Annotated in this window: 16 protein-coding genes; 5 read left to right on the top strand and 11 right to left on the bottom strand. The window is 65.5% G+C overall.

Annotated elements, in window-relative coordinates:
• Positions 1-38 precede the first annotated feature (38 nt).
• From hutH to HA399_RS13315, 9 genes are all read right to left on the bottom strand, one after another.
• A complete protein-coding gene (gene hutH / locus HA399_RS13355; RefSeq protein WP_404325236.1) occupies positions 39-1,643 on the bottom strand; it encodes a histidine ammonia-lyase in 1,605 nt (534 codons plus the stop codon).
• 113 nt (positions 1,644-1,756) lie between these two features.
• Positions 1,757-2,815 (bottom strand): glycosyl transferase, encoded by a 1,059-nt coding sequence (locus tag HA399_RS13350; protein WP_404325235.1) that lies wholly within the window; start codon positions 2,813-2,815, stop codon positions 1,757-1,759.
• Entirely contained in the window at positions 2,812-3,675 is an 864-nt protein-coding gene (locus HA399_RS13345; protein ID WP_404325234.1) for a glycosyltransferase family 2 protein, read from the bottom strand. The genes HA399_RS13350 and HA399_RS13345 overlap by 4 nt, the downstream gene beginning before the upstream one ends.
• Entirely contained in the window at positions 3,672-5,663 is a 1,992-nt protein-coding gene (locus HA399_RS13340) for an AMP-binding protein (protein ID WP_404325233.1), read from the bottom strand. The genes HA399_RS13345 and HA399_RS13340 overlap by 4 nt, the downstream gene beginning before the upstream one ends.
• Before the next feature lie 125 nt (positions 5,664-5,788).
• On the bottom strand, positions 5,789-6,406 hold the full coding sequence (locus tag HA399_RS13335) for a hypothetical protein (protein WP_404325232.1): 618 nt from the start codon (positions 6,404-6,406) through the stop codon (positions 5,789-5,791).
• The gene (locus HA399_RS13330) at positions 6,403-6,675 is read right to left on the bottom strand and encodes an acyl carrier protein (protein ID WP_404325231.1); all 273 of its coding nucleotides are present in this window, start codon (positions 6,673-6,675) and stop codon (positions 6,403-6,405) included. The genes HA399_RS13335 and HA399_RS13330 overlap by 4 nt, the downstream gene beginning before the upstream one ends.
• Positions 6,665-6,934 carry a phosphopantetheine-binding protein gene (locus HA399_RS13325; RefSeq protein WP_043331448.1) on the bottom strand — a complete coding sequence of 90 codons (270 nt, stop codon included), beginning with the start codon at positions 6,932-6,934 and terminating at the stop codon, positions 6,665-6,667. The genes HA399_RS13330 and HA399_RS13325 overlap by 11 nt, the downstream gene beginning before the upstream one ends.
• 144 nt (positions 6,935-7,078) lie before the next feature.
• Entirely contained in the window at positions 7,079-7,882 is an 804-nt protein-coding gene (locus tag HA399_RS13320) for a lysophospholipid acyltransferase family protein (protein WP_404325230.1), read from the bottom strand.
• An 8-nt stretch (positions 7,883-7,890) separates the two neighbouring features.
• Entirely contained in the window at positions 7,891-8,604 is a 714-nt protein-coding gene (locus HA399_RS13315; protein WP_404325229.1) for a beta-ketoacyl synthase chain length factor, read from the bottom strand.
• Between the two features lie 331 nt (positions 8,605-8,935).
• Between HA399_RS13315 and HA399_RS13310 the strand changes: the two genes are divergently transcribed.
• Positions 8,936-10,477, top strand: coding sequence for a TrkH family potassium uptake protein (locus tag HA399_RS13310; protein ID WP_404325228.1), 1,542 nt, complete (start codon positions 8,936-8,938; stop codon positions 10,475-10,477).
• A 97-nt stretch (positions 10,478-10,574) separates the two neighbouring features.
• Here the strand turns inward: HA399_RS13310 and HA399_RS13305 are convergent, their stop codons facing one another.
• Positions 10,575-11,843 (bottom strand): 1-acyl-sn-glycerol-3-phosphate acyltransferase, encoded by a 1,269-nt coding sequence (locus tag HA399_RS13305; protein WP_052384259.1) that lies wholly within the window; start codon positions 11,841-11,843, stop codon positions 10,575-10,577.
• A gap of 62 nt (positions 11,844-11,905) precedes the next feature.
• A complete protein-coding gene (locus HA399_RS13300; protein ID WP_043331446.1) occupies positions 11,906-12,826 on the bottom strand; it encodes a recombination-associated protein RdgC in 921 nt (306 codons plus the stop codon).
• Positions 12,827-13,158: 332 nt separating this feature from the next.
• Between HA399_RS13300 and HA399_RS13295 the strand changes: the two genes are divergently transcribed.
• From HA399_RS13295 to serC, 4 genes are all read left to right on the top strand, one after another.
• Positions 13,159-14,259, top strand: a complete 1,101-nt coding sequence (locus tag HA399_RS13295) for a YHYH protein (RefSeq protein ID WP_404325227.1) — start codon at positions 13,159-13,161, stop codon at positions 14,257-14,259.
• A gap of 131 nt (positions 14,260-14,390) precedes the next feature.
• On the top strand, positions 14,391-14,939 hold the full coding sequence (locus HA399_RS13290) for an acyl-CoA thioesterase (protein ID WP_404325226.1): 549 nt from the start codon (positions 14,391-14,393) through the stop codon (positions 14,937-14,939).
• Positions 14,940-15,186: 247 nt separating this feature from the next.
• Positions 15,187-17,964, top strand: coding sequence for a DNA gyrase subunit A (gyrA, locus tag HA399_RS13285; RefSeq protein WP_404325225.1), 2,778 nt, complete (start codon positions 15,187-15,189; stop codon positions 17,962-17,964).
• Positions 17,965-18,022: 58 nt separating this feature from the next.
• Positions 18,023-19,117 carry a 3-phosphoserine/phosphohydroxythreonine transaminase gene (gene serC / locus HA399_RS13280; protein WP_404325224.1) on the top strand — a complete coding sequence of 365 codons (1,095 nt, stop codon included), beginning with the start codon at positions 18,023-18,025 and terminating at the stop codon, positions 19,115-19,117.
• Positions 19,118-19,121 lie beyond the last annotated feature (4 nt).

The raw sequence follows: 19,121 nt of genomic DNA, 5'->3' as shown, positions 1-19,121 counted from the left end.
CTCGTTCAATGCTGCCTCGCTCAAGGCTGTCCGCTCACTCATGCGTTGGCCTCGCCTGCGGTCAGGGTCCAATGGCGCTCACGGATGCGCGCACACAGCAGGCGCAGGTCGGCTTCCAGAGCGCGATCTTCCTCGAGGGGCGCGATGTCTTCACGCAGCTCACGGGTGAAGGCGGCCAGTCTGGGCGGCGTGGCGGCTTGACCCGTGATGTCGGCGCGCTGCTCGCTGCCCTGCACGGCGGCATGCAGGGTGGCAGCGGCGACCTGTTCCACCAGTGTCAGCACGCGCAGCGCATCCCGCGCGGCGATGGTGCCCATGCTGACCTTGTCCTGATTGTGGCACTCGGTGGAACGCGAGAAGACGCTGGCGGGCATGGTCAGCTTGAGGGCTTCCGCCGTCCAGGCCGAGGCGCCGATCTGTACCGCCTTGTAGCCATGATTGAGCGGCGCGCGCTCGAGCGTGGCACCGCTGAGGTTGCTGGGCAGGCCACGGTTGTAGCGGCTGTCGACCAGCAGTGCCAGCTGGCGGTCGAGCAGGTCGGCCAGGTTGGCGACCGCCGTCTTGAGGCTGTCCATCACCATTGCCACATGGCCGCCGTAGAAGTGGCCGCCGTGGAGAATCTTGCCGGCCTCGACATCGATCAGCGGGTTGTCGTTGGCACTGTTGAGCTCGGTCTCCAGGAAGCTGCGCCACCAGCTGAGGCTGTCCTCGACCACGCCGATGACGTGGGGCGCGCAGCGCGTCGAGTAGCGGTCCTGCAGGCGCGGCGAGTTGATCGGCGTGGCATCGACTTCCGGCGCCGCCGGGTGGGCCAGGTCATCGCGCAGCCACTGGGCCACGCGGGCCTGACCGGGATGCGGCTTGGCAGCGAACAGGTCGGCATCGAAGTGGTAGGGGTTGCCTTCCAGCGCCTGCACGCTGAGCGCGGTGATGCGCGCGCTCAGGCGGCTGAGGTAGGTGGTGCGGCCGTAGGCCAGCGCGGCGAGGGCCGTCATCACGGCGGTGCCGTTCATCAGTGCCAGCCCTTCCTTGGGGCGCAGCACATAGGGTGTCAGGCCGTGTGCCGCGAAGACCTCGGCCGTCGAGCGCAGCGCGTGGGGCTGGCCTGCGCCGGGGCGCACCCAGACCTCACGCTCGCCACACAGCACGGCGGCCAAATAGGACAGCGGGGTGAGATCGCCGCTGGCGCCCACCGAGCCTTCCTCGGGAATGCGCGGCAGGATGTCGTGATTGAGCAGCCATACGAGGCGCTCCAGCAGCGCCATGCTGACCCCGGAGACACCACGGCACAGCGAGACGAGGCGCACCATCACCACCGCGCGACTGCTGACCACATCCAGGTCCGCGCCCATGCCACAACCGTGGAAGGTATAGAGGTGGCGCGGCAGGGCTTCGAGGTCCTCTGCACCCTGCACGGCACGCGTCACGGAATCGCCGTAACCGGTGGTGACGCCGTAGACCACGCCTTCTTCTTCCAGCAGGCGTTCCAGCAGGGCCGGGCCGGCCTCGATACGGGCGCGGAAGGCGGCATCCGGGGTCAGGCGCACCTCACGGCGGCCTTCGGCGACATCGATCAACTGCTCGAGGGTGATATCACTGCCGTCGAGAATCAGGGCGGAGGAAGAGGTGGCGGGCTGTGACATGACGAGGTACCTGGCGAAGAGAGAAGCGTGAAAATGCGCTGAACGTGAAGACCGAACAAGGTGAAGGCCGCTGAGCCGGGCGCGAAGCAGCGTTGTCGCAGGCCCGGCGCGGCTCAGGCGTCCTGTTTCGGAGCCGACGCGCTGTCTGGATTCGACGTGCTGTCAGGCGCCTGATGCCAGAAGTCGAAGAAGTTGAACCACTGCAACGGATGGCGCTTCACGCGTGCTTCCAGATGACGGGCATGGCGCTGCATGGCCTGCTGGATCCATGCCTCGCGACCGCTGCGCTTGACGGCGCGGCTGTCATCGAAGGGCGCGAAATCGACCCGGAAACGCGGATGGGCGCCGCCCTGTTCGCGAATGCAGCTCAGGGTATAGACGTGACAGCGCAGCAGCGCGGCCAGCATGAAGGGCCCCTGCGGGAAGGGCGCGGGCTGATCGATGAAGTCACAGTGCAGTACGCGCGGTGAGGCCGCGGCACTGGCTGGCGACGCGGGTCTGCTGCCTTCTGCCGTGTTGGCTTCGACCGAGTTGGTATCGGCCTTGGCATCGTCGACGGTGGGCGGAATCGGCACGCGGTCGGCGGCGATGACCACGAAGCCGCCGCGATTGACGCGATCGCCCAGCGCCATGGCGGTGGCGGGCGTGATCTCGCTGACCTCGATCATCTGCGGCGGCTTGCGGCCGGTGGCCTGCTCCAGCAGCTGATTGAACTTCTCGGCGTGACGCGTGTGCACCAGTGCGCACAGATCGATGTCGTGGCGCTCGCCGATGGCATTGATCACATCCAGATTGCCGTGGTGGGCGACAAGGATGATGCCGCCCTCGCCCCGCAGCGCGGCGTCACGCAGGTCTTCCGGGCCGGTGCCGGTCAGCGAGGACAGCGGAATCTCGCCGCTCCAGGCCGAGACCTTGTCCATGATCGCCTCACCGAACTGCATGAAGTGGGCAAAGCTTCTCGCCCACAGGCGCACGCCACTGAGGTCTGGCTCTAGGCGCTTGAGGAATTCGAAGGAGGCACGCCGCGCCACCCCGCGCAGCAGGAAGTACCACGCCAGCACCGGAAACAGCGCGATGCGAAACGGCCAGGCACCGAGGCGACGACGAATCGTCACCATCAGGCGCATGCCAGTGGTGGAGCCGGTTTCCGACAGGCGTGCCCAATGGGTCATTCGTGTTTCCCCTTCGCGTCGTCAGGCTGCGAGGGGCGACTGACATGAGTGGATGATGTCCTGCCATTGCGTCCCGACAGCGTGCGCCAGGCAAGTTTCGGCGAGCGCAGCAGCATGCCGAGGAACAGCCGCGTGTGCATGGCGCTGATCAACAGGTTGTCGTGTCCGGGGCGGAAGTGGCTGACGCCTCCGGTGGGATAGCTGACATGCACCGGCAGGTTGGCGACCTCGCCATCGGCCCAGTACCAGCGCACCAGCACCTCGGTGTCGAAGGACATGCGATCGCCACAGTCATGACGCGCCAGCAGCCGGTTGGTGGCGGCCAGCGGGTAGAGGCGCACGCCGCACATGGTGTCGCGGATGGCCAGCGACAGGGTGTTGATCCACACCCAGATGTGCGAGGCGTAGCGGCCATAGAAGCGGATGCGCGGCACGCTGGCGTCGTATTGCGGATAGCCGATCTGCAGGCAGTCGGGGTTTTCCTGCATGCCGTTGAGGAAGGCGGGCAGATCACTGACGTCGTGCTGCCCATCGGCATCCACCTGCAGGGCATGAGTGAAGCCGAGCTGCTCGGCGGCCTGCAGGCCGCTGCGCACCGCAGCACCCTTGCCACCGTTCTGCTCGCGACGCACCAGATGATGACCCTCGGCCGCCAGCTGATCCAGCACCGCGGCGCAGGGCGCGCTGCAGCCATCATCCACCAGCACGATGGGCAGCCCGAGCGGTGCCAGACCCGCACACACGCCGGCGATGGTGGCGGGGTGGTCGTAGACCGGAATCACCACGCAGGCGCGCAGTGGCGACTCGCGGTTGGGGGGAGAGGATGTGTGGCCGGTCATCGGCGCCTGGGGCTGGCTCATGACGCCTCCGGTGTGGGTGTCGTCTGGGGTGAACTAAGTGGCGAACTGAGAGGTGTGCCATCGGTTTCAGCACCGTAGCGCAAGCGGCCACTGGCGTGCAGGCCCGCGCGGGATTCCAGGCGGAAGTCGACGCGCAGGCCGTGGCTGTCGGCGACCAGTGTCGCGGCCAGCGTGAAGCGCATGCCCGGCAGCAACAGGTTGGAGAACTTGATGCGCTCCAGACGCTGAAAACGGCTTTCCTGCACGCCGACACCCGCCAGGCGCAGGCGGCGGCCGAGATCGCGTGCCCACTTGAGCATCACCACGCCGGGCACCAGTGGCTGGGCGGCGAAATGCCCCTCGAGGTAGCAAAGGCTGTCGGGCACCTCGGCTTCCAGCGTCAGCTGCTGCGGGCCGCTGGAGGTCTCGCCCAGCCAGCGTGGCAGACGATGATCGTCGAGATCGGCAAACAGTCGCGCGACGGAGTCCGCCGTGAACTTGCCCTGGGCATTCAGCGGCAGGCGCGTGACGAATCGCCAGTAGCGCGGCAGGGCGATGCGCTCGAAACCCGGTATCAGGGCACGGCGCAGCCGCGCGATCAGATCGCGGCGGCTGGCGTGGTCCTGCGGCAGTGCGCTCTCGTCCATCACTACCACCGTGCCCAGGCGATGATCGCGGGTGGGCATCGGCAGGCAACGTACCTCCAGCACCTCCGCTTGCGCGCTGAGGCAGCGCTCCACCGCGCTCAACGAGACCCGCTTGCCGGCCAGCTTGACCAGCCGATCACTGCGCCCCAGCAGCTGGAAGCGTGGCGCCGCCTGCTGCTCGCCTTGCGACGGCGGCTCAGCCGGCAGCGGCGCGGCGTTGTCGGCCTGCTGCCACCACTGGTCTGGCTGTTCCAGAAACGGTGAGCGCACCGCGAAGGCGGGCGAGAAGAGGATCTCGACTTCCGGTAGCGGCGTCCAGTGGGGCGTCTCGTGCTGGCGGCGACGCGCGATACCGCCCGTTTCGGTGCTGCCGTAGATCTCGATCACCGGCGCCTGCAGGCAGTTCTCGGCGTGGCGGGCGGCCTCGGCCGGCAGCGGGGCACCTGAAGAGAAGACACGCAACACCTGAGCCTGATCCTGAGCCTGGCCCGCCACGCGGCTCTCGTCACTGACCTGTGGCAGGCGCGCCAGCTGGGCCGGCGAGCTGACCAGCTGGCAGCAATGCCCGAGGCCGGACAGCTGCGCGATGGCGGCGGCCAGCTGCTCCGGGTAGTGGCAGGCTTCGCTGAGAAACGGCACCCCTTCGCTGAGCGGGCGCAGCAGCGACACCAACAGTCCGTAGATGTGCTGGTGACTGACCTGGCTGAGGCTGACGGCGCCTGTGCTTGGCTCAGACGCTGAGTCAGTGTCTGACGCCAGCGGCCACAGCGTGCGGTGCACGGCCAGTTCGGCCTCGAGCTGATCGAAGCGCTTGGCGAAGCGCAGCGGCTCGCCGGTGGAGCCGGAGGTGCAGAGCTCCAGCGCGAGGCGCGCGCCGTCCGGCGTGATCTCGAACGGTGTGTTTGGTGCGGCAACAGAGCTGGCAGCGCCGGGTTGCTCCGGCGGCCAGCCAGTGGCGCTGGTCTCGGGCAGCTGGCCATCACTGCTCTCGGCCAGGCGGGCCAGGGTTTCCGGGCGGTCGTCACCGGGCAGCACGGCGAGCATGCCGCGCTCCCACAGCGCCAGCAGCTGCACGCAGGCGCCAAGCGCCGTGGGCTGGAACAGCACCCAGCGCGCACCGGGCCGGCGGCCGTCATGCGCTGCGGGCAGGTTGTCCAGCCACTGATGCCAGGCGTCGACGCGTGCCATCAGCTCGGCACGACTCAGCGGGCGCAGCGGCTGACCGGGACTGGCCAGCCAGCAGGCCGGCGCCGCGGGTGCGAGGCGGGCGAGCTGGCGCCAGCCCTGATGGATGAGGGAGGTGGCGCGCTGGGCGGCGTCTTGCTCAGTGGCGCGGCTGGCAGGCTGGCGGGCATCAGACATGTGAGGCAGGCAACTCTTCAGAAAGTCGAATTCATCTGGGGGCGTATCCACGCCGGGCAAATCCACGCGGGGCGTATCCATGCATGGACTCAGCTATCGATAGCCAAGCTCATCGATAACCGAGCTCAGCCATCGGCGCGGCGCAGGCGACGGCGTACCAGCCATTCGCCGCAGAACAGCAGCCCCATCAGCACGTAGCTCACCAGGCCGTTGTAGAGCGTCCAGGTCGCGAGGTCGGCATACAGCGCCGTGGCCGCGGCGACACTGGCATTGAAGACGAAGAAGCCGCACCACACACGGGTGACCTTGCGGGTATAACGCACGCCGGCGGCGGGCAGATCAGGCTCCTGCAGACGCGCCAGACGCTCGATGACCGGCATGCCGCGCCACAGACTGGTGGCGAACACGCTGAGCATGGCCAGATTGACCAGCACCGGATAGGCGCGCAGCCCCAGTTCCGCCTCGCTGAGCAGGCTGATGGCGATCAGCAGCGCGGCCAGCGACAGGCGCAGGATCAAGGGCAGGGGCAGACGCTGGATCAGCAAGGCGCCCAGCGCGATCAGTGCCCACACCCAGGGCGAGACATGTCCGCTGGTCGCGTCGCCCGCCGAGTCTGCCGTCAGCCGCGAGAGCAGGGCATAGACCAGCAGCGGCCAGCACACGGCGGCCACCACGCCCAGCCCGCCAAGCAGCAGCCTTGGCAGTGACGGGCGCCGCCCTCGACCAGAGGACAATGACGTCATGCCTGGCGCTTCATCAGCTGCTCGACGGCAGTCACGACGTCATCGAGGCTGCGTACGCTCTTGAAATCATTGGCTTCGATGCGGCGGCCGGTGAACTTCTTGAGTTCGACCACCAGGTCCACCGCATCGATGCTGTCGATGTCGAGGTCTTCATAGAGCAGCGCCTCGGGGTGGATGTCAGCGGCATCGATCTCGAACAGCTCGATCAGGGTGCTGCGCACATGGGCATAGATCTCTTCGCGGGACGCGGTCTGTTGCTCAGCGCTCACGACGGGCCTCCACGAGTTCACGCAGGGCATTGAGGCTGGCGAAATGCGCGCGGGTGTCCTCGGCTTCGGCGTCCAGCGTGATGCCGTACTGCTTCTGCAGCGCGAGGCCGAGTTCCAGGGCGTCAATCGAATCCAGCCCCAGGCCGTCCACGAACAGCGGCTCATCGGCGACGATGTCGTCCGGCGTGATGTCCTCAAGCTCCAGGGTGTCGATGATCAGTTGCTTGAGTTCCAGTTCCAGCTTGGCGCTATCGCTCATGAGTATTCCTCGTGTCGGCGTACCGATAATGGCCGGTATGAATGGCAGCAGGCTTTATTAACGGCGGGAAGGCCGAATATCTTAATCCGTTTTTCTCGCTATCTGATCAACATCAAGATCAGGGCAGTACGGCGCCGCGCGTCGTCATGACTCGTGAATCCGTTGCTGAAAGGCGGCCAGTTCAGCGGCAAAGTCGCTGGCCAGGCGGCGCGTCAACTGGCGGGCATCGCGTGACAGCGGTACCTCATCCTCTGTTGCCGGTGGCGGTGCGACATGTGCCGTCATGTCCGGCAGCACCTTGATATTGAGCATCACCCGCCGGGCCGGGATGTGATACCAGGGCTCGCCCTTGGTCAGGGTGCTGGGCTGGCAGTCGATCAGCACGGGGGTGATCTCGCTTGGCGTGCGCAGCGCGATGTTGGCGGCGCCGCGGCGGAATTTCAGCGCGCGCCCGGGCACGCTGCGCGTGCCTTCCGGAAACAGGATCAAGGCATTGCCGCGCGTCAAGCTCGCGCCGGCGGCCTCGAGCACGCCCTGCGGCTCTTCATTGGTGATGTAGCCCGCGGCGCGGATGGGGCCACGGGTGAAGGGGTTGCGTGCCAGCCGCCCCTTGACCACGCAGTCGGCGTGGGGAATCAGCGCGAGCAGGAAGACCACGTCGATCAGCGTCGGGTGATTGGCCAGCACCAGCAGGCCCGGGCGTTGCAGGCGCTCGCAGTCGTGCAGGCGATAGTCGAGCACGCCCAGGCCGCGCATCAGGCCCACGAAGCCGCGCATGCAGTAATGGATGATGCTGCGCGCGAGCTTCTGTCGTTTCTCGGGGCGGCGTACCACCAGTGTCAGCAGGGGCCACATTCCCCCCACCAGCAAGCCGCCCAGCCCGAAGGTCAGGAAGCTGATGGCCGTGGCGATGCCACGCCACAGGCGCCCGAGGGGAGACGACAGCATGCGTGGCATCAGTCTGCTTGCGGCGTCGGTGAGGTGGCGTGAGCGCGGCTCAGCTGCCAGTGATGGCGACGACAGGCGAGCGTCTCAGCCCCGGCCTGCTCGAGCCAGGCGATGACCTCAAGCGGCGTCGGGGCGCTGTCCGTCAACGACTCGTCAGGCGTTGCGCTCAGTGTCCATGCGCTGTCATCGTCACTGCGGCGGCTCAGGCGCAGGGCGACGGCGCTGGCGCAGGCCGGGTAGTCACCGTGGTGCAGGAAGGCCTCCGGCGCGGCGATATCGGAGAACAGCACGATGACGTCCTCGCGCTCGCTCAGATAGCCGAGCGCCTCGCTCATCAGCGCCTCGAATTCGTTGCCGCAGGCGGCGAGGGCTTCCAGCGGCTGATGGGACTTGCCGGTGATCGAGTACATGCCCAGTACGGCGTTGTGCACCGAGAGCGAGAAGCGCGCCGGTGACAGGGCTTCGTCGGACTGGGTGGCGGCGTCCAGCAGGGCGAGAATCTTGCCGGTATCGCCATGGCGCGAGGCATGGATGATAGGCAGGTCGGCGTCAGGGTCGAGCGCGAACAGCAGCTTGCAGCAGGCCTGGCCGACCGGGCTGAGTCGACGACGCTGCATGGCCGGGACTTGCTCGGCACGCGGGGAGGGGGTGATATCTACGCGGCTGTCGTGGGCGGTGCGGGACGCACTCGCCTGCCAGGCTCGCCAATCAGTCAGACGCATGAGGTTCTTGTCCGTGAACGCATCGTTGCCATATTGGGGCCTCAGTGTACCGCACAGGGGTTGGGCAGCCCAACCGGACTCAGGCGTGTTGGCGCTGAGCAGGCGGCGTGGCTACGCGTGTCGTTGGCAGGATAGCAGCTTGCAGGGCGGCACAAGGCGCCTGACGTGAGGTGTCGGGGCGTGATGTCCTGCGGCGGGTCACCGCTGTGGCGGCGCTGGACAGCGGCGGAAGAGGGTGTAGGGTATCGCCGCACTGAGACTGGCGCCCGGGGCGTCATGGGGTAAAACGCTGAGGACGCACAATGATGACGGTCATCAACAGGTCGGTGGCATGAAGGGTGGCTCGCGGGACCTGCTGCGTAGACGGGCTCGCGGAGGGCAGGCGACCCGAGCGCACTCGCAGGCGCTGGTTCGCCTTCTGTCGCTCTCGGAGTGGTTGCCGGTCGTCCGGGTACTCGGCCTGCTGCTGTGCGTGGTGGCCTTGATGATGCTGGCGCCCTTGCTGGTGTTGCTCGGTGAAGCGGATGCGGATGCCAGCGCCTTTCTGATCTCGCTGGGCATCACGCTCGGCTCGGCGGCCATCATGCTGACGGTATCGCGCAAGGTGGAGCTGCAGCTCAAGCCGCGTGCGATGTTCGTGCTGACGACGCTGAGCTGGGTGCTGGTGTCGGCCTACTCGAGCCTGCCGTTGATCTTCGGTGCGACCCACCTGGGCGTGACCGATGCCGTGTTCGAGTCGGTGTCGGCGATCACCACCACCGGCTCGACCGTGCTGTCTGACATCGAAGGGCTCTCGGATGGTCTCAAGCTGTGGCGCGGCCTGATGCAGTGGGTCGGCGGCATCGGCATCATCGTGATGGCGATCGCGATCCTGCCGTTTCTGAAGGTCGGCGGCATGCGCCTGTTCCAGACCGAATCCTCGGACTGGTCCGACAAGGTGCTGCCGCGTGCCGGTGGCGTGGCCAAGGCCATCGGGCTGGTCTACGTCGGGCTGACGTTGCTGGCCATCGTCTGTTACTGGCTGGGTGGCATGCACTGGCTGGATGCGCTGGTGCATGGCATGACGTCGCTGGCCACCGGCGGTTTCTCCAATTACGACAGCTCGATGGGCGTCTATTCCGACCGGCCCTATCTGCTGTGGATGGCGTCGGCGTTCATGTTGCTGGGGGCGCTGCCCTTCGTGCTGTTCATCCGCGCCTGGCAGGACCAGGCCGGCGTCCTGTGGCGTGATGCCCAGGTGCGCGGCTTCCTGCGTCTGCTGGGGTGGGTGATCGCCTTGCTGACGCTGTATCGCGTCGTCAATGGCGAGGCCATCTTCACGGCGCTGACCCAGGTGACCTTCAATGTCATCTCGGTGGTGACCACCACCGGCTACGCCAGCGACGACTACAGTGCCTGGGGGCCCTTTGCGGTGGTGGCCTTCTTCTATCTGACCTTCGTCGGTGGCTGCAGCGGCTCGACCAGCGGCGGCATGAAGATCTTCCGCCTGCAGATCGGCCTGATCATGCTCGGCAACCATCTGCGCTCGCTGATCCATGCCAATGGCGTCTTCTCGCAGCGCTACAACGGCCGCGCGCTGCCCGATGAGGTGGTGCGCGCCGTGATCGCCTTCTCGTTCTTCTTCTTCATCACCATCGGTGGCCTGGCGCTGGCGCTGTCGTTCATCGGGCTGGACCTGATCACTGCGGTGACCGGCGCCGCCACGGCCGTCACCAACGTCGGCCCGGGGCTGGGCGAGATCATCGGTCCGGCGGGCAACTTCTCGAGCCTGCCGGACAGCGCCAAGTGGTTGCTTTGCATCGGCATGCTGATGGGGCGTCTCGAGATATTGACCGTGCTGGTGCTGTTCTCGCCCAGCTTCTGGCGCAAGTAGCGACCCACGAAAAAGCCACCGTCGATTGACGGTGGCTTTTTCGTGGCTTTGGTCGTGCCAAGTGCGGGGGCGATGTGTCTTGTCCCGCAGTGCTGGCTTACTGAGCGACCTTCTCGCCGTCCGTCGCCTCGGCGGCATCGAGCTTCTCGTCGAGATCGATGGAGAGCCCTTCGCGATTGAGGATCGGGTTGGCGTATTGCACCAGCCACCAGTCCTTGAGCTCTGCGGGCACCTCTGCGAGGCGGTTCTCGAAGGTGGCGCGCTCGGCACCGCTGATGGCCGAGACATCCAACGCCGAGGCCAGGCGCGGCTCCTCACGCAGCTGCGGGCGGCTGGCGGCCAGCTTCTCGAGTGCCAGCTGATGGCTCGGATAGAGGGTGTAGTAGGCCAGCACCTGACGGTCGACTTCCTTCACCACGTCTTCCGGGGTCTCGAAGTCGCCCTTGAGCGGCTCGCCGAACACCAGCTTGACGCGCCCCTTGTGGCCGCTGATGCCCGCCGCGATGGACTTGATGTCCTCGTACTGCACCTTCTCGTAACGGCCTTCATTGGCGACGGCCGCCAGCTCGCGCGCCTTCTGCAGGTCACAGGGGTCGAACTCGTAGCTGATCGACACCGGCACGATGTTGAGCTCGCTGACCGCCTCGCTGAACGGACGCGTCTTGTCGGCGGTGCGCGCCGCCATGGTCAGCATCTTGATGATGGCGCTCTCGGTGCCGTCACGGCCGTCCTTGGCGCGCCCTTCACGCTGGGCCAGCCAGATGGAGTGCTGGTCGTGGGTCAGCGAGTGGCGGATATAGCCCGACAGCGACTGATAGGCGGCCAGCATCGCGCGCTTGCCCTTGGCGGAGCGCGGCACGATGAAGCTCTTGTTGAGGCGCATCAGGTCGGTGACGAAGGGCTTCTGCAGCAGATTGTCACCGATGGCGATGCGCACCGTGTCACGCCCGTGACGATAGAGGGCGTAGTTGACGAAGGCCGGGTCCAGCGAGATGTCGCGATGGTTGGACAGGAACAGGTACGGCGTGTCCGGCGACAGGCGCTCCAGCCCCACCGTCTCGAAGCTGGTGGTGGTGGTGTGGATCATGCGCGCCATGTAGACGGCGATGCGGCTCTGGAAACTGGCAACGTCCTTGACGCCAATCATCTCGCGCTTGATGGCCAGGCGCGCGATCTGGCGTGCCAGCCACGGGAAGCGCTGGGTCAGGCCCGGCAGGCGGAAGCGAGTCAGGGTGTCGAGCAGCTCGCGGTCCTGCTCCAGGCGTACCAGCACCTCCGCTACCTCGTCGTCGTGGTAGGGGCGAATATCAGCGAACGGGTCCTGTTCGCTGGTCGTGGCAGGCTTGGGTGTTGCAGTGTCAGTCATCGACGCACGTCATCCGGGTTTGTCATTCTGAAAAAAGAGAAGGTCGGCAGCGGGCCCAAGGCTCAGCTGGCGGGCTGGGCTTCACCACCCAGCCAGGCGGTCATCTGCTCGATCACGCCGGACAGCACCTGGGCCATCAGCGCGAAGTCGGTCTCCAGACGCAGGATGGGGTCTTCGCCGTCATCTTGGGCGTTGGCTTCATCGACCACGGCATCGGCGAACTTGAGGCTCTTGAGCGCCATGTCCTCACCGAGCACCAGCGCGACGCGGCCATCGACTTCCAGCGCCAGCTTGCTGACCACGCGGCCCAGATTCAGCGCCGTCTGGATTTCCTCGCCGTCGAGGTCGAACTGGCGCGCACGCAGCACGCCATCTTCGCCGCCCGGCGCCTTGAGCTCGACCTGATCACCGACGATCAGGTCTTCCGGGCGTGAGCTGACATCCTTGAGCCAGGTGGTCATCACCTGGGAAGGCGGTTGCGCGACGGCCAGCGGCGTGACCTTGAGCGTGCCCAGTGTCTGACGCAGCAGGTCCAGCACTTCCTCGGCGCGCTTGGCATTCGAGGCGTTGACGGCGATCAGGCCGCGCCGGCTGTCCCACCACAGGTCGGTGCGCGAGGAGCGCGTGAAGGCGCGCGGCAGCAGCTCTTCGTAGATTTGCTCCTTGAGGGTCAGCTTCTCGCGGCGACGCAGCGGACGGCCTTCGGCGGTCTCGCGCTCGGCCACGCGCTCCTCGAGTTCTTCCTTGACCACGGCGGAGGGCAGTACGCGCTCCTGGCGCAGGGCGCTGATCAGGAAATGGCCCTGAATCTCGTGCACCAGCAGATCGCTGTTGCGACCGCCCGGTGCTACCCAGCCGATACGCTTGGCTTCGACGCCGGTGACCGGGCGGAAGACATGCTCCGGCAGGGCGTCGGCGAGACGGCCCTCTTCCAGCGGTGCGCTATCGTGCAGGCGATACAGTTGCAGGTTCTTGAACCACATGCGACCAGTCCTTGAGTCCGGTGAACGGGGGCTGCCCGTCTGAATGGCGCATATTATGGCGAAACTCATGCGGCGGGTCATCCGCCGTGGACGTGACCCTGCGTCACACTGCGGTTGTCGACCATCGCGCGCGAGCGCGAAGACATACTGTGTGCACGCTGTGGCGCTAGTCTTGAGTCGACCTGGCGGTACGCGGTCTGGCGGTTTGCGGTATCGACCGACAGATATCGATCAGCAGGCATCGACCCGCAGGTATCGACCATCAGACTTGAGACGCGGAGGGCGGCAGAGTGATCGACGACGTTGTTGTGGAGACTGTTGTGGGGACTGCTGTGAAGAGCAGAGCTTCGGGCGCGAGCGCGCTGAAACGGACACGACCACTGACGCTGGCGGCGCTGACCCTGCTGCTGTTCGGCTGCAGCGGGGAGCATGACGCCCACGACAAGGCGGCCAGCGCGGCCGAGACCAGTGCAACGGTCACGAAAGAGGCAGCCGCTGACGGCGAATCCGGGCCGGCGGCGGTCGGGCTGGAGCCTGGGATGTTTGCCGAGGGCGCGATCGTCGGTGGGGTCGAGACCGTCGATTGCACCTTGAGCGGCGGCACGCAGACGTCCTGCTATCAGTTCCGTGTGGCCGGTGCGCCCGCGGACCCGCAAACCTCGCCGGAGGGGCCTTTCTGCCCGCCCAATATCCATTCCGGTGAGGAGGAAGGCGGCACCTGGATGGATGGCGAGGGTACCCTCTATCAGGTGGACGGCGAGTTCATCAAGAATCTGGCCACTCTCTACAAGGACAAGGCGTGGCAGATGTACGACGTCAACACGGGCGAGATCACCGTGATCGATGGCGCGCGTGGCTGCGAGGTGGCGGGGAACCCGAACCCCATCGAAGGCTTCGACAACTTCTGTCTCGAGTGTCCGCTTGAGGAACTGGGCGGTGGCATCGAGAAGACTGTCGTGATTCCCAAGGTACCGGTGCCGGCCGCCGAGCCGACCTCGCTTGCCGGTCGCTCCAACACCGGCGTGGCGCTCAATGGCGTGCTGTTCGGCCCGCCGGCGCCGCTGGAGCTGATCCTGAGTTCTCACACCCTGGGGGTGCTCGATGATTGTGGCGCGCATGCCAATCCGCATGAGGGCTATCACTATCACACCGCCACTGGCTGCTCCGAGATCGGCATTCAGGAAGATGGTCACTCACCGATGATCGGCTATGCGCTGGATGGCTATGCCATCTACGCCAGAAAGGACAAGGACGGCAATGTTCCCGCTGACCTGGATGAGTGTGGCGGCGAGACGGACCCGGTGCGTGGCTATCACTATCACGCCTTGGCGCCGGGGGTTAACCAGATATTCGGCTGCTTCATGGGTGAGAAGGGGCACTTCCTCGACGAGGAGGGCGGCGAGAGGCCACCGCAGGGTCCGTCCGGCGAGTAGCCGCCTTGCCGGGATGGCGAGCAGGGCAGTTGCCATGATTCAGCCAAGCGTTTGTTTTTCTGTCCGTCACCGGCATAAGATCAGCTGACGATGGCCGCACGGCGCGATCGTTTCACGGACGGGAGGCAGGGATGCAACACGACAGCAATCCACCGCAGGCAGCGGACGGCAGTCACGCAGACGTCGGCACTCACACAGACGTCGGCACTCACACAGACGTCGGCAATCGCACAGGCGTCGTCAGTCGCACGACCCTGACGGTGCGTGGCTACCATCTGGATGGCTATGGGCACGTCAACAATGCCCGCTATCTGGAATTCTATGAGGAAGGGCGCTGGGAGTTCATGCTCGCGCATCTCGATCTGGCCGCACTCAAGCGCGAAGGCATCGCGATGGTGGCGGTCAACCTCAACCTGGATTGGCACTATCCCGCCACCGTGCATGATGAGCTGGTCATCACCACGCGGCTTTCAGAGCTCGGGCGCCGCAAGATGATCATGCGCCAGGAGATCCATCTGGGCGAGCGGCGCATGGGTGAGGTGCATCCGCGCTCCGGGGCGCTGGTCTCCAGGGCGGACTTCACCTTCGTGCTGATGAATACCGACACCGGTCGCGCCATGCCGCTGGACGGCGAGATCGGCGCGCTGCTGGGCGCGTTGGTCAGTGAAGAAACGGCCTGATCGCCCTCAGCGGCGAGGCATGAGCCAGCAGGCCGCGCATATTGACGGCCGTACTACCGTACTGAGGTGTCCTTGCGGCGTCGTGTGAGCTGCTAGGCGCGCTCGCAAGTGATATAATGCCGCCACTTCGGTGCCGCGGAGCTGGCACCCCGTGTCTGCTTCACGCCACTGCCGCGCTGCAGTACCGACGGAGCATGCGTCGTTGCTGCAGTGGCGCCAACAGTTGAGTTCAAGGATTTGACGAATCATGGGTGAGATCGCCAGAGAGATACTGCCAGTCAACATCGAGGACGAGCTCAAGCAGTCGTATCTCGATTACGCGATGAGCGTCATCATCGGGCGTGCCTTGCCGGATGTTCGCGATGGCCTCAAACCGGTTCACCGTCGCGTACTGTTCGCGATGCACGAGCTGAACAATGACTGGAACAAGGCCTACAAGAAATCTGCCCGTGTCGTCGGCGATGTGATCGGTAAATACCACCCGCACGGTGACAGTGCGGTCTACGACACCATCGTCCGCATGGCCCAGCACTTCTCCATGCGTTATGTGCTGGTGGATGGTCAGGGCAACTTCGGTTCCATCGATGGCGACAGCGCCGCGGCGATGCGTTACACCGAGGTGCGCATGGCGCGCCTGGCGCACGAGCTGCTGGCCGACCTCGAGAAGGACACCGTCGATTGGGTCGACAACTATGACGGCACCGAGCGCATTCCTGCCGTGCTGCCGACCAAGACCCCGAACCTGCTGGTCAATGGCTCCTCCGGTATCGCCGTGGGCATGGCCACCAACATCCCGCCCCACAACATGGGCGAGGTCATCGACGGCTGTCTGGCGCTGATCGACAACGGCGATCTGACCATCGATGAGCTGATGGAATTCATTCCGGGGCCGGACTTCCCGACCGCCGGTATCATCAACGGCCGTGCCGGCATCCTCGATGCCTACCGCACCGGTCGTGGTCGTATCTACGTGCGTGCCGTGCATACCATCGAGCACAACGACAAGAACGGCCGTGATCACATCATCATCACCGAGCTTCCCTACCAGGTGAACAAGGCGCGTCTGATCGAGAAGATCGCCGAACTGGTCAAGGACAAGAAGATCGAGGGCATCGCCGAGCTGCGTGACGAGTCCGACAAGGACGGTCTGCGCGTGGTCATCGAGACCAAGCGTGGCGAGTCCGGTGAAGTGGTCGTCAACAACCTCTTCTCCCAGACCCAGCTCGAGACCGTGTTCGGCATCAACATGGTCGCGCTGCACGAAGGTCAGCCGAAGATCCTGAATCTCAAGCAGATTCTGGAATCCTTCGTGCGTCACCGTCGTGAAGTCGTCACCCGTCGTACCCTGTTCGAACTCAAGAAGGCGCGTGAACGTGGCCACATTCTTGAAGGTCTGGCGGTGGCGATCTCGAACATCGATGAGGTGATCGAACTGATCAAGGGCTCGCCGAGCGCGGCGGAAGCCAAGGAAAAGCTGATCGATCGCGAATGGCAGCCGGGCCAGGTGGTCGAGATGCTCGAGCGCGCCGGTGCCACTTCCTGCCGTCCGGAAGATCTGCCGGAAGGTCTGGGGCTGTCTGAAGACGCCAAGCACTACCGTCTGTCGCCGGCCCAGGCTCAGGCCATCCTCGAGCTGCGCCTGCATCGCCTGACCGGTCTCGAGACCGAGAAGCTGCTGGCCGAGTACTCCTCCATCCTCGAGCGCATCGCCGAGCTGATGGAGATCCTGTCCTCTGCCGACCGCCTGATGGAAGTCATCCGCGAAGAGCTGCGCGAAGTGCGTGCCCAGTACGCCGATGAGCGCCGCACCGAGATCATGACCAGCCGTCGTGACCTGACCATCGAAGACCTCATCAACGAGGAAGACATGGTGGTGACGGTCTCGCGCAGTGGCTATGCCAAGACCCAGCCGCTGTCTGACTACCAGGCCCAGAAGCGTGGTGGCCGCGGCAAGTCCGCCACCTCGATGAAGGACGAGGATGTCATCGAGCACCTGCTGGTCGCCTCGACCCACGACACCGTGCTGCTGTTCTCCAACAAGGGCAAGGTGTACTGGCTCAAGGTCTACGAGATGCCGCAGGCGTCACGTGGCTCGCGCGGCAAGCCGCTGGTCAACCTGATTCCGCTGGACGACGGCGAGTGGGTCACCACCATCCTGCCGGTGCGCGATTATGCCGCCGACAGCTACATCTTCTTCGCCACCGCCAACGGCACGGTCAAGCGCACCGCGCTGAGCCAGTTCTCGCGTCCGCGCAGTGTCGGCCTGATCGCGCTGGACATCGAGGAAGGTGACCGTCTGATCGGCGCCGACATCACGTCCGGCTCCGACCATGTCATGCTGGTGTCCTCCAACGGCAAGGCGATCCGCTTCGAAGAGCAGAACGTGCGCGTGATGGGCCGTACTGCCCGTGGTGTGCGCGGCATGCGTCTGCTCGACGATGCACAGGTCATCAGCCTGATCATTCCGCGCACCACCGCGATCGATGACAATGAGATCGAGGTCGATGACGCCGCGGACGCGACGGCGGAAGGCATCGAGAGCGCTGATGTGGCAACCACCGATGGCGTGACGGAAGACAGCGTCGCCAGCGGTGAAGTGCCGCAGTGCTACATTCTGACCGCGTCCGCCAATGGCTTCGGCAAGCGCACGCGCCTGGAAGAGTTCCCGCTGCGTGGCCGTGGTGGCCAGGGCGTGATCGCGATGCAGACCAGCGAGCGCAACGGTGACCTGGTCAGCGCGGTGCAGGTCAGCGACAACGACGAACTGATGCTGATCACCGATCGCGGCACCCTGGTACGTACCCGCGTCGCCGAGGTGTCCACCACCTCGCGCAACACCCAGGGCGTGACCTTGATCCGCACCGCGGAAGAGGAGCGTCTGGTGACGACGGTGCGTGTCGACGAGCCGGAAGAGGTCGTCGTGGTGCAGGATGAGCTGGACGAAGAGGCGCTGAGCACCGACGAACAGGTGCAGGCGGGAGATGACGCCGAGTCGACGGACACCCCGCCGACAGACGCGGAATAAGACGCTGGATTGCGACCGCCTTCGGGGCGGTCGCTTCACTTTCGGGAAATAAGACGACATGACACGCAAGTTCAACTTCTGCGCCGGTCCTGCTGCACTGCCGACCGCTGTCCTGGAGCGCGCCCGCGCCGAGATGCTGGATTATCAGGGCCGCGGACTGTCCGTCATGGAGATGAGTCATCGCTCCGACGAATTCGTGGCCATCGCCGAGAAGGCCGAGGCGGACCTGCGCGAACTGCTCGAGATTCCGTCCAACTATCGCGTGTTGTTCATGCAGGGTGGCGCTTCGACCCAGTTTGCGGGTGTGCCGCTGAACCTGCTGGGCGCGGGTGGCAGTGCCAACTATCTGTATACCGGTATCTGGGGCAAGAAGGCGATCAAGGAAGCCGAGCACCTGGCGGTGGGCAGCCACGTGGCGGCCTCCAGCGAGAGCAATGGCCGGATCGCCGTGCCGCGCCAGAACGCGATCCAGCTCTCGGGTGATGTGGGTTATCTGCACTACACCGCCAACGAGACCATCGGCGGCCTCGAGTTCGACTACATCCCCGAGGTGGCAGCGGATGGCGTGCCGCTGGTGTGTGACATGTCGTCTTCCATCCTGTCTGGCCCGCTGGATGTCAGCCGTTTCGGCGTCATCTATGCCGGCGCCCAGAAGAACATCGGCCCGGCGGGTCTGACGCTGGTCATCGTGCGCGAAGACCTGCTCGATCGCGCCCGCAAGGACTGCCCGACCATGCTGAACTGGAAGACGGCCGCCGAGGCCAATTCCATGTTCAACACGCCGCCGACCTACGCCTGGTATCTCTCCGGGCTGGTGTTCGAATGGCTCAAGGATGAGGTCGGTGGCCTCGCCGCCATGAACGCGATCAATGATCGCAAGGCGCAGGCACTCTACGCGGCCATCGATGACAGCGACTTCTATTCCAACCCGATCGTCACCGAGAACCGCTCACGCATGAACGTGCCGTTCGTGCTGGCCGATGACCGTCTCGACAAGACCTTCCTCGCCGAGTCCGAAGCGGCGGGTCTCTTGAATCTGGCCGGTCACCGCAGCGTCGGTGGCATGCGTGCCAGCCTCTACAACGCCGTGCCGGAAGCTGCCGTCACTGCGCTGGTGGACTTCATGGGCGACTTCGCGCGCCGTCACGGCTAAGGGA

The organism is Cobetia sp. UIB-001 (assembly GCF_044789135.1).
Classification (GTDB): domain Bacteria; phylum Pseudomonadota; class Gammaproteobacteria; order Pseudomonadales; family Halomonadaceae; genus Cobetia; species Cobetia amphilecti.
Note: the sequence above shows the minus strand (reverse complement) of the source record. Positions and strands in the feature narration are given on the sequence as shown.

Excerpts from the sequence above, each read along its gene's own strand:
- HA399_RS13345 (WP_404325234.1), bottom strand. The coding sequence starts at position 3,675 with ATGAGCCAGCCCCAGGCGCCGATGACCGGCCACACATCCTCTCCCCCC.
- HA399_RS13300 (WP_043331446.1), bottom strand. The coding sequence starts at position 12,826 with ATGTGGTTCAAGAACCTGCAACTGTATCGCCTGCACGATAGCGCACCG.
- HA399_RS13350 (WP_404325235.1), bottom strand. The coding sequence starts at position 2,815 with ATGACCCATTGGGCACGCCTGTCGGAAACCGGCTCCACCACTGGCATG.
- HA399_RS13325 (WP_043331448.1), bottom strand. The coding sequence starts at position 6,934 with ATGAGCGATAGCGCCAAGCTGGAACTGGAACTCAAGCAACTGATCATC.
- HA399_RS13290 (WP_404325226.1), top strand. The coding sequence starts at position 14,391 with ATGCAACACGACAGCAATCCACCGCAGGCAGCGGACGGCAGTCACGCA.
- HA399_RS13315 (WP_404325229.1), bottom strand. The coding sequence starts at position 8,604 with ATGCGTCTGACTGATTGGCGAGCCTGGCAGGCGAGTGCGTCCCGCACC.
- hutH (WP_404325236.1), bottom strand. The coding sequence starts at position 1,643 with ATGTCACAGCCCGCCACCTCTTCCTCCGCCCTGATTCTCGACGGCAGT.
- HA399_RS13320 (WP_404325230.1), bottom strand. The coding sequence starts at position 7,882 with ATGCTGTCGTCTCCCCTCGGGCGCCTGTGGCGTGGCATCGCCACGGCC.
- HA399_RS13340 (WP_404325233.1), bottom strand. The coding sequence starts at position 5,663 with ATGTCTGATGCCCGCCAGCCTGCCAGCCGCGCCACTGAGCAAGACGCC.
- HA399_RS13310 (WP_404325228.1), top strand. The coding sequence starts at position 8,936 with ATGAAGGGTGGCTCGCGGGACCTGCTGCGTAGACGGGCTCGCGGAGGG.
- serC (WP_404325224.1), top strand. The coding sequence starts at position 18,023 with ATGACACGCAAGTTCAACTTCTGCGCCGGTCCTGCTGCACTGCCGACC.
- HA399_RS13335 (WP_404325232.1), bottom strand. The coding sequence starts at position 6,406 with ATGACGTCATTGTCCTCTGGTCGAGGGCGGCGCCCGTCACTGCCAAGG.
- HA399_RS13305 (WP_052384259.1), bottom strand. The coding sequence starts at position 11,843 with ATGACTGACACTGCAACACCCAAGCCTGCCACGACCAGCGAACAGGAC.
- gyrA (WP_404325225.1), top strand. The coding sequence starts at position 15,187 with ATGGGTGAGATCGCCAGAGAGATACTGCCAGTCAACATCGAGGACGAG.